The organism is Streptomyces atratus, assembly GCF_900119365.1.
Classification (GTDB): Bacteria; Actinomycetota; Actinomycetes; order Streptomycetales; family Streptomycetaceae; genus Streptomyces; species Streptomyces atratus_B.
Genome location: NZ_FPJO01000024.1, coordinates 95,469 through 104,974 on the forward strand (window position 1 = coordinate 95,469; position 9,506 = coordinate 104,974).

Sequence of the window (9,506 nt, forward strand, 5' to 3'; positions counted from 1 at the left end):
GCCTATCAACGCGTGCGGTCGGCGACCGGCGGGATGACTCTGGGTGGGAATGGTTCACCACAGAGTCAGGAGCGCGCATGTCCCGTACCGTCTTCCGCGCCGTGACCGGGGCGCTGGCCCTGGTTGCCGCCACAGCCCTGATACCGCTCGGATCTCCCGCCCGGGCGGCCGAGGACGGCGTCGTCATCGGCGGTCAGCCCGCACACGTCAAGGACAGCCCCTGGGTTGTGGCACTGTCCAGCCGTGACCGGTTCGGAGGATCCCGCGCCGGCCAGTTCTGTGGCGGAGTCGTGGTGGAGCCGAAGAAGGTGCTGACCGCTGCGCACTGCCTGAGCAGGGCGGCGCTCGGCGTCGATGTCGGCAGCGTGCGCGATCTGCGCGTCATCACGGGCCGCGACGCCCTGCTCGGGACCGGGGGGAAGGAGATCGCGGTACGGGGGACGTGGACCAATCCGGGGTTCGACCCCATCACGAACGCGGGGGACCTGGCCGTGCTCACTCTCGCCGAAGCGCTCCCCGAGAAGAGCGCGATCCCGATGGCCGAATCCGGCGACGCGGCGTACGCACCGGGCACCGACGCAGTCGTCTATGGGTGGGGTGACACGACGGGCAACAACGACTACGCGTCGTCGCTGCGGTCCGCGAAAGTGAGCGTTCTGCCGGACGCCGCGTGCGCGCAGGCCTACCCAGGTGGCAGAAACGGCACGTACGACGCCGCAGCGATGCTCTGCGCGGGCGAACTGCTGGGCGGGTACGACGCATGCCAAGGCGACAGCGGCGGGCCGCTGGTGGCCCGTGGGCGCCTCATCGGGCTGGTCTCCTGGGGGAATGGCTGCGCCAAGGCAGGCAGCCCCGGGGTGTACACGCGGATCTCCGCCGCGATCGGCTGGATGCCGGAAGTCGGCTGAACGGCATCACCGCGCAGGTACGAGAACGGGCGGCTCCCCCTCTGGGGAGCCGCCCGTCGGCCGGTCCGGGACCTGGCCCCTGCTCGTCGTGGACGCGAGGTGTCAGTGTTGTTCCTCTTCGGCGGCTTGGGCCTGCACAGCCGTGAGCCGGTCCGTCTCATCCTGTATTTCCGCGGCGATCTTCTTGAGTTCCGGCTCGAACTTGCGACCGTGGTGGGCGCAGAAGAGCAGTTCACCGCCGCTGATCAGGACGACGCGCAGATATGCCTGGGCGCCGCAACGGTCGCAGCGGTCTGCTGCGGTCAGCGGGCTCGCGGGGGTCAGAACAGTAGTCACGTCGCCTCTTCTCTAGCTCGACGAGCTGTCGTACCAGGGTCAACATCCAACCAGGCCGAAAACGTTCCCGCTCGTGGCTTTTCTTCGAAACTTCTTCTCGAGATGGCTGTCTGTTGCCGGTTGGCGGCGAATGTGCCGTATTGCGTAGCGCTACGGTTTCGCATTGCTTGTCTTGGTGGGATCCTCCCGGCTGGCTTGCCGGTTTGTTCATGAGGACGTGCCCGGAGCCTAAATGGTTCATGCCTGGAAGGGAACGTGATGTTCGCGTCACTCCTACGAGGGATCGAACGTGTATGCGAGGCTGGACTAGTGTGAGGGTTGTTGAAGGGTGGCGTTACAACCGCTCTACCAGGCCTCGGTACCCTCTCAGCGGCGACCGAAGCCGAGCCCGTTACCCACCGGGCCCCAAATGAAATTCAGCGAGGAGCGAACCGCGTGACCGCCGATACGTCCGTGCCGTCCACTGCGCTGCTGACCGGAGCAGACCGAGACGGCTCCAACTACACCGCGCGGCATCTGCTCGTACTCGAGGGGCTCGAAGCGGTTCGCAAGCGCCCCGGGATGTACATCGGGTCCACCGACAGCCGTGGCCTCATGCACTGCCTCTGGGAGATCATCGACAACTCCGTCGACGAGGCTCTGGGCGGTTACTGCGATCACATCGAGGTCATCCTCCACGACGACAACTCCGTGGAGGTCCGGGACAACGGGCGAGGCATCCCCGTCGATGTCGAGCCCAAGACGGGCCTGTCCGGCGTCGAGGTCGTGATGACCAAGCTGCACGCCGGCGGAAAGTTCGGCGGCGGCTCGTACGCCGCGTCGGGCGGCCTGCACGGCGTGGGCGCCTCCGTCGTCAACGCGCTCTCCGCCCGGCTCGACGTCGAGGTCGACCGCAGCAGTGCGACGCACTCGATCAGCTTCCGGCGCGGAGTCCCGGGGATCTTCACCGAGCAGGGGCCGGACAGCCCGTTCGACCCGGCCAACGGCCTGCTCAAGGGCAAGCGGGTACCCAAGACGCGCACCGGCACCAGGGTGCGTTACTGGGCGGACCGGCAGATCTTCCTCAAGGACGCCAAGCTCAACCTGGAGACGCTCCATCAGCGGGCGCGCCAGACCGCCTTCCTCGTTCCCGGCCTCACGATCGTCGTCCGTGACGAACGCGGGCTCGACGGAGAGGGCAAGACCGAGGAGACCTTCCACTTCGACGGCGGGATCAGTGAATTCTGCGAGTACCTCGCTCAGGACAAGGCGGTCTGCGACGTCCTGCGCCTGACCGGCCAGGGCACCTTCAAGGAGACCGTGCCGGTCCTGGACGAGCGCGGTCACATGACGGCGACCGAGGTCACGCGTGAGCTCGCGGTCGACATCGCCCTGCGCTGGGGCACGGGATACGACACCAATCTGAAGTCCTTCGTCAACATCATCGCCACCCCCAAGGGCGGCACGCACGTGACCGGATTCGAGCGCTCCGTGACCAAGACGGTCAACGAGGCGCTGCGTTCCGCCAAGCTGCTCCGCGTCGCCGAGGACGACATCGTCAAGGACGACGCGCTGGAGGGCCTCACCGCGGTGGTCACCGTGCGACTGGCTGAGCCGCAGTTCGAGGGCCAGACCAAGGAGGTGCTCGGCACCTCGGCGGCCAACCGGATCGTCGCCAACGTCGTGGCCAAGGAACTCAAGGCGTTCCTGACCTCGACGAAGCGTGACGCGAAGGCCCAGGCCAGGGCGGTCCTGGACAAGGCCGTCGCGGCCGCGCGGACCCGCATCGCGGCCCGCCAGCACAAGGACGCGCAGCGCCGCAAGACGGCGCTGGAGTCCTCCTCGCTGCCGGCGAAGCTCGCCGACTGCCGCAGCGACGACGTGGACCGCAGCGAACTCTTCATCGTCGAGGGCGACTCCGCGCTCGGTACGGCGAAGCTCGCCCGGAACAGCGAGTTCCAGGCGCTGCTGCCGATCCGGGGCAAGATCCTCAACGTCCAGAAGGCATCCGTCTCGGACATGCTGAAGAACGCCGAGTGCGGCGCGATCATCCAGGTCATAGGAGCCGGGTCCGGGCGGACCTTCGACATCGACGCCGCCCGCTACGGGAAGATCGTCCTGCTGGTGGACGCCGATGTCGACGGCGCGCACATCCGCGTTCTGCTGCTGACGCTCTTCCAGCGGTACATGCGGCCCATGGTCGAGGCGGGCCGGGTCTTCGCCGCGGTGCCCCCGCTCCACCGGATCGAGCTGGTCCAGCCGAAGAAGGGCCAGGACAAGTACATCTACACGTACTCGGACAACGAGCTGCGTCAGCGGCTGCTGGAGCTCCAGCGGAAGAACATCCGGTACAAGGACTCGATCCAGCGCTACAAGGGCCTGGGCGAGATGGACGCCGACCAACTGGCGGAAACCACGATGGATCCGCGCCACCGCACCCTGCGAAGGATCAACATCGGCGACCTGGAAGCGTCCGAGCAGGTCTTCGATCTGCTGATGGGCAACGAGGTGGCGCCGCGCAAGGAGTTCATCACCAGCTCTGCCGCCACCCTGGACCGCTCGCGCATCGACGTCTGAGCGAAGCCGTCTCCACCCGCGGGTGGAGACGGCTTCTCCACCCGCGATCAACCCGTGAGCCGATGTCCTGACAAGGCCGTTTCCGTAGCGTCGAAGGCGTTCAACCTTCCCGCACATCGGAGGCAGCCATGTCAGGACTCGTCAACGTCCTGGTGCTCGGCGCAGTGATCACTGGCGTTGTCGTCCGCCAGTGCTCGGCACGGCAGATCTCGGACGACAGACGCTGTCCACGGCGGTCCTGGGCGCGGAGCCGGCGGTGGGACTCGTGACGGGCGCAGGCTGGGGCTGGACCACCCGGCTGTGGCGCGAGGCGGACGGCTCGCTGCGGGGCAAGGGCACCAAGGCCACCGTCTTCGTCTGGGCAGGGGGACTGGTGCTGCGAGCCGCCCTCTACGGGGCTGCCGCGCTGATGGGCATGGACCAGGGCAGCGCTGCCCTTCTGTCGGTCCTTGCGGTGACGCTGGCGGCGTGCGGCGGCGTGCTGATGTGGCGGGCCGGGCGGATGGACCCGGCGTACGGTGGCTCCGTCGGCGGGATGATGCCGCGGCCGGCGTGGAAGGACCGCGTGTGACGCGTACGACCTGGACCAGCTGGCCGTCCCGGGAAGCCCTGTCGGGGACCAGCCGCACCCGTCCGCGAAGGGTGATCACCTGGTCCGTCCGGGCGGCGCTGCTCACCGCCATGCTCTGGGGCACATTCAGCGGCGGCCGGTTCGGGCCCTGGGAGATCGTGCTCGGGCTGGTGGGCGTACTGGGCTGTGCGTTCGCCGCATGGGCCTTCTTCCGGACCAGCCTGGAGCACCGGCTGTGGCCGTCGCTCGGACTGCTGGCCCTGCTGATGCTGGCGGCGTTCGGGGCGCAACAGGCCGGTGCCGATCTGCCCGCGCTGATCCTGTGGTGCGGCAGCGCGGTCGCCGCACCGGAGCGGTTGCCGCTCACGGCGGGCCTCCCGGCCACAGCCGTCGCACTCGGCGCGTACGCCGCCGTCAACACCGACGGCTGGTTCTCCACCGCCATGTCCACAGCGGGTCTCTCGTTGGCCGGCTATGTGCTCCGGCTGGATGCCGAGGCGAGGGGCAACGCCCAGCGGCTCCTCGCGCAGGAGCGGGCGGCCCGCGCGGCGGAGGCCGAGACGGCCGCCCTGAACGAGCGGGCCAGGATCGCGCGGGAGATACACGATGTGCTCGCCCACAGCCTCTCCGCCCAGCTGGTGCATCTGGAGGCGGCGCGGCTCCTCATCGAGCGGGAGCCCGCGGGGGAGTTCAGGGACCAGGTGCTGGAGCGGGTCGTGGCCGCGCGTTCCATGGCGCGTGAGGGGCTCGCGGAGACCCGCCAGGCACTTTCCGCGCTCCGGGGCGAGGTCTCCCAGGTGGAGGACTTCCTGCGGCAGCTGATGGCCGCGGAGCCGACGCAGGTCAGTGTGGCGGGGGAGCGGCGGACGCTGACCGCAGAGGCTTCGCAGACGGTCGGAGGGTGGCGCAGGAGGCCCTGACCAATGTGCGCAAGCACGCACCGGGGGCCAGGGTTCTGGTGCGGCTGGAGTATCTGCCGGACGAAGTCGCCCTGGAGGTCAGCGACTCGGGGGGACGCAGACCCGAGGGCGAGCTGTCCGGCAGCGGCTCCGGATACGGTCTGCTGGGGATGAGGGAACGGGCCGAGCTGATGGGCGGGACGCTGGAGGCCGGCCCCGGCAGCCTTGAGGGCCTCATCCCACTGGTGCAGGGCATACCGCCGATCCGGTCCCGACGCGGCCGTGGCATCACGCCCCGGATCGCACGCAAGGGCAGGGACTCCAGCCAACGCCTGGGCCGGCACCGCTGGACCATCGAACGCCAAACGCTGAAGCTCCTGCCCGCCCTCCTCAGAGGGCGGGCAGGACCGACGGCTCAGCGCGCGGTCAGGAGGACGCGTCCAGGAAATCCTTGAGGAGCGCGGCGGTCTCGTCGGGCCGCTCCAGACTCGGCAGGTGCCCGCCCCACGGCAGCTGTACGAGCCGGGCGTCGGCGAGGCGATCGGCCAGGTCGGTGGCAACCTGCTGGAAGTAGTCCAAGTCGTTCTTGCCCGCCACGATCAGGGTCCGCGCCTCGATCGCCGACAGCTCGCAGTCCGCCTCCAGCTGGTCGAACTCCTCCTCCGCGGCGAGCTGTACCTCATAGGCGCGGCGCTGCATGGTCCGTACCTTCTCGCGCACCTCGTCGTCGGCCTCCGGTCCCAGCCACGTTCGTACGTTGAGTTCGACCGCGCCGTCCAGGTCGTCCGCGTCGACCAGAGCCTCTTCCTCCGCGTCGAACGCGTCGAGCTCCTCGGTGGGCTCATGGTGAGGCGAGCCCGCAGACAGCAGGGCCAGCGCGCTCACCCGGCCCGGCCAGCGGGCCGCGAACTCCAGGGCCACCCGGCCGCCATAGGAGGAGCCGACGACGGCCGCCCGCTCGATGCCCAGCGCGTCCAGCAGCTCGCGTACGTCGTCCGCGTCGTTGTTCGGCCGGTCCGGCACGGGCGTCTCCCCATAACCCCGGAAGTCACAGCGCACCACGCGGTACCCCGCGTCCAGCAGCGTCTGCCACTGCGGGTCCCACATGCGCCGGTCGCACGCCGAGGAGTGCAGCAGGACGACCGTGTCACCGGTCCCCGCCATGTCATGAGAGAGCAGCACCATGTGCGCTTTACCTTCCTTCTGCCGGTTCGGGTACATCGGATAGTGAGCGACAAACGTGGGACGGCGCGGGGAGGTTCCGTGGCGGCGCACCCACCCGTGCGTGTCACGCGTATGGTCGTGGTGGAGGGCTGTGAGCGCCTCACGTACCGCCATGGTCACCCTGCCCGGCTTTCCGCCACCGATCACCCAGCCCTCCTGGCCATCGCGCACCTCGCCGACGGGTGTCACCAGCGCCGCGGTACCGCACGCGAATGTCTCGGTGATGACACCCGCATCGCTCTGCGCCCGCCACTGTTCCACGGAAACCCGCTCCTCGCGGACGGCGTGGCCGTTTTCGGCCATGAGGGTGAGCAAGGAATCCCGGGTGACACCCGGGAGGAGCGTCCCGGTGAGCGGGGGAGTCACCACTTCGGCCGACGGACCCGAACCGCGCACGAAGAAGAGGTTCATCCCGCCCATCTCCTCGATCCAGCACCGCTCCACCGGGTCGAGCCACACGACCTGCTGACACCCCGCCTCGGCTGCCGCCTGCTGGGCGAGGAACGCGCCCGCGTAGTTCCCGGCGCACTTGGCCTGGCCCGTACCGCCCGGCGCGGCCCGCGAGAAGTCCCGGCTGATCAGCACCGACACCGGGTCCGGCTGGTCGGAGAAGAAACCACCCGTCACGAAGGCGATCAGCAGGAACATGTACTCTCGCGCCGGACGCAGCGCCAGGCACGGCTCCGTGGCGAACAGCACCGGCCGCAGGTACAGGCTCAGATGGGGGTCGTCGGCCGGCAGCAGCCCACCGTCCGCAGCCACGAGCGCGTCCACGGCCTCCAGGAACAGGCCCTCGGGCAGCTCGGGCATGGCCAGGCGCCGTGCGGACTGCTGGAAGCGGCGCGCATGGGCGTCGGGCCGGAACGTACCGAGCGCCCCGTCCCGCTGCCGGTGCGCCTTCAGTCCCTCGAACACCACCTGGCCGTAGTGCAGCCCGGCCATCGCCGGGTTGAACGACAGATCACCGTACGGCAGGACCTCCGGCCGGTCGGCCCAGCCACCATCCGCACTCCACGTGAGTGTGACCATGTGGTCCGTGAACCGCTCACCGAAACCGACCTTGGCCGGCCCGGCGGCGGTGCTCCTGCTCTGTGCCATGGTCAACTCTTCTCGTTCAGACCAATGGGGCGAAGAAGAAGGTGTCACGGCTCCGGAACGCCCCGCTGTCGGAGAAGGTGAAGAAGTCCGCGAAGCGCAACGACACCTCGCGCCCGTCGTGCAGCACCCCTTCGAACGTGCCGTGCACGGCCGCGCCGTCCCACTGCACCAGCGCCGTGGACAGCGTGTGCCGGCCCTCCCTGATAACACGCTGCTCCCGGTAGAAGCGCTCCAACTCAGCAGCACCGACCAGCGCGTCGTAACCAGGGCGACGGTAGACGGCCTCCGGGTCGAAGAGCGCCACGAGCCCGGACACGTCACCCGCGTCCACCAGTTCGTAGTAGCGGTGGATCCGCTGTTCCCTCGCGCCGGTGCTCGGCGCGCCGTCAGAAACCGTCATGTCCCTCGTCCTCCTCGTCATGTACGTGACGACTCCGACAACGTCACACCGCGGACGATGCCAGTGACCTCGTCGAGCTGTTCGTGCAGGAAGAAATGGCCCCCGGGGAAGCTCTCGGCACCGAAGTCGGCCGCCGTCAGCTCCCGCCACCCCTGCAGGGCCGCGTCGCCCACGCCCGGGTCGTCTGTACCGCCGAGCGCGGTGACGGGTACGGGCAGCGGCGGACGCTCAACGAATCGGTGTGTCTCGCACAGTTCGTAGTCCGCCCTGATCACTGGCAACAGCAGCTGCAGCAGGTCCGGGTGTTCCAGCACCTCACCAGCCGTGCCCTGAAGGGCCTCGATGTGCCGCACGACCCGGTCGTCCGGCAGCTTGTGCACCAGCCCGGCCAGGGGGTGGCGCGGCAGCTGGGGCGCCACGTACCCGGATACTACGAGGTGCACGGGCGGTCGTCCGAGGCGGACCAGTTCGTGCGCCAGCTCGTAGGCCAGCAGCGCCCCCATGCTGTGGCCGAACAGCGCGAAAGGCTTGTCCGCCCGCTCCAGCAGCGGCCCGGCGAGCGCGCCGACGAGCTCGGCGGCCGAGGTGACCAACGGCTCGGCAAACCTGGCCTCCCTGCCGGGCAGCTGCACCGGAACGACCTCGACGTCCGCCCCGATCAGGGCCTGCCAGTCCCGGTACGTCGAGGCGCCCGCCCCAGCGTGGGGCAGACAGAACAGCTGCGCCACCGCGTCCGGTGCCGTCGCCTCCGTCGCGAACCAGCGGTCGGCCGCGAGCTGTGGCTTGGACTGAGACTGGGGTTCCACGTGCTCTCCCATCTATGTCGTACGTGATCCGTCATGCGTGGTCCGTCATGCCGTGAGAGGGCCGTCGCCGCGCGCCAGCCGCTCCTCGATCTCCACATCCGACAGCCCCTCGATCTCGTAGAGCAGCTGCTCCAGTTCCGAGACGTCGGAATCGGTCGCCTGCTCGGCCTCGGCCCGGGCGACCACGGCGGCGAGATCACGGAGCCCCGAGTGCTCGAACAGCGCGCGCAGCGGCAGGTCGATGCGGAAGTGCTCGCGGATACGCGCCATGAGCTGGGTGGCGAGCAGCGAATGCCCACCAAGCGCGAAGAAATCGTCCTCCAGACCCACCCGCTCAACGCCCAACACCTCAGCGAACACCGCGGCGACCTGCCGCTGCGTCCCGCTCTCCGGCGCGATGTATGCCGAATGGTCCGCGAACTCCGGTGCCGGCAGCGCCGCCCGGTCGACCTTGCCGTTCGGCGTCAGCGGAAGCGCGTCCAGGACCACGACAGCCGACGGGACCATCGCATCCGGCAGAGCGGAAGCCACGGCAGTACGAACATCCATCGCGTCCACCCCGCCCGCGACATACCCGGCAAGACGCGTCTGACCCAGATGATCCGGCACGGCCACCACCACCGCATCCGACACACCGTCGACACCGCGCAGCGCCGCCTCGACCTCACCCAGCTCGATACGCTGACCACGGATCTTCACCTGGTGATC

General features: G+C 69.1%; 8 protein-coding genes and 2 pseudogenes. 5 read left to right on the plus strand and 5 right to left on the minus strand.

Annotation, left to right across the window (positions count from 1 at the left end; translation table 11 throughout):
• Window positions 1-77: 77 nt before the first annotated feature.
• Window positions 78-908, plus strand: coding sequence for a S1 family peptidase (locus tag BT364_RS30340; protein WP_072488436.1), 831 nt, complete (start codon window positions 78-80; stop codon window positions 906-908).
• Between the two features lie 102 nt (window positions 909-1,010).
• On the opposite strand, the gene BT364_RS30345 is transcribed toward BT364_RS30340, so the two are convergent.
• Complete coding sequence (locus BT364_RS30345) at window positions 1,011-1,244, minus strand: DUF7455 domain-containing protein (RefSeq protein WP_024489001.1); 234 nt, start codon at window positions 1,242-1,244, stop codon at window positions 1,011-1,013.
• Window positions 1,245-1,679: 435 nt separating this feature from the next.
• Here BT364_RS30345 and BT364_RS30350 point away from each other — a divergent pair, with 435 nt between their 5' ends.
• From BT364_RS30350 to BT364_RS40435, 4 genes and pseudogenes are all read left to right on the plus strand, one after another.
• Window positions 1,680-3,800, plus strand: coding sequence for a DNA gyrase/topoisomerase IV subunit B (locus BT364_RS30350; protein ID WP_072488437.1), 2,121 nt, complete (start codon window positions 1,680-1,682; stop codon window positions 3,798-3,800).
• A gap of 256 nt (window positions 3,801-4,056) precedes the next feature.
• Window positions 4,057-4,371 (plus strand): hypothetical protein, encoded by a 315-nt coding sequence (locus BT364_RS30355; RefSeq protein ID WP_256260276.1) that lies wholly within the window; start codon window positions 4,057-4,059, stop codon window positions 4,369-4,371.
• Window positions 4,368-5,509: pseudogene (locus tag BT364_RS30360) on the plus strand (sensor histidine kinase); the annotation flags it as partial. The gene BT364_RS30355 and the pseudogene BT364_RS30360, both read left to right, overlap by 4 nt.
• A gap of 36 nt (window positions 5,510-5,545) precedes the next feature.
• Window positions 5,546-5,632: pseudogene (locus BT364_RS40435) on the plus strand (IS5/IS1182 family transposase); the annotation flags it as partial.
• 64 nt (window positions 5,633-5,696) lie between these two features.
• On the opposite strand, the gene BT364_RS42340 reads toward BT364_RS40435, so the two are convergent.
• The 4 genes from BT364_RS42340 to BT364_RS30385 form a co-directional block, all read right to left on the minus strand.
• Window positions 5,697-7,592, minus strand: coding sequence for a branched-chain amino acid aminotransferase (locus tag BT364_RS42340; RefSeq protein WP_218172463.1), 1,896 nt, complete (start codon window positions 7,590-7,592; stop codon window positions 5,697-5,699).
• Between the two features lie 16 nt (window positions 7,593-7,608).
• A complete protein-coding gene (locus BT364_RS30375) occupies window positions 7,609-7,992 on the minus strand; it encodes a nuclear transport factor 2 family protein (RefSeq protein WP_072488449.1) in 384 nt (127 codons plus the stop codon).
• 17 nt (window positions 7,993-8,009) lie between these two features.
• On the minus strand, window positions 8,010-8,798 hold the full coding sequence (locus BT364_RS30380; RefSeq protein ID WP_177328289.1) for a thioesterase II family protein: 789 nt from the start codon (window positions 8,796-8,798) through the stop codon (window positions 8,010-8,012).
• Between the two features lie 45 nt (window positions 8,799-8,843).
• Window positions 8,844-9,506, minus strand: a 663-nt coding sequence (locus BT364_RS30385; RefSeq protein ID WP_256260277.1) for a phosphopantetheine-binding protein, incomplete at its 5' end; no start/stop codon positions are given.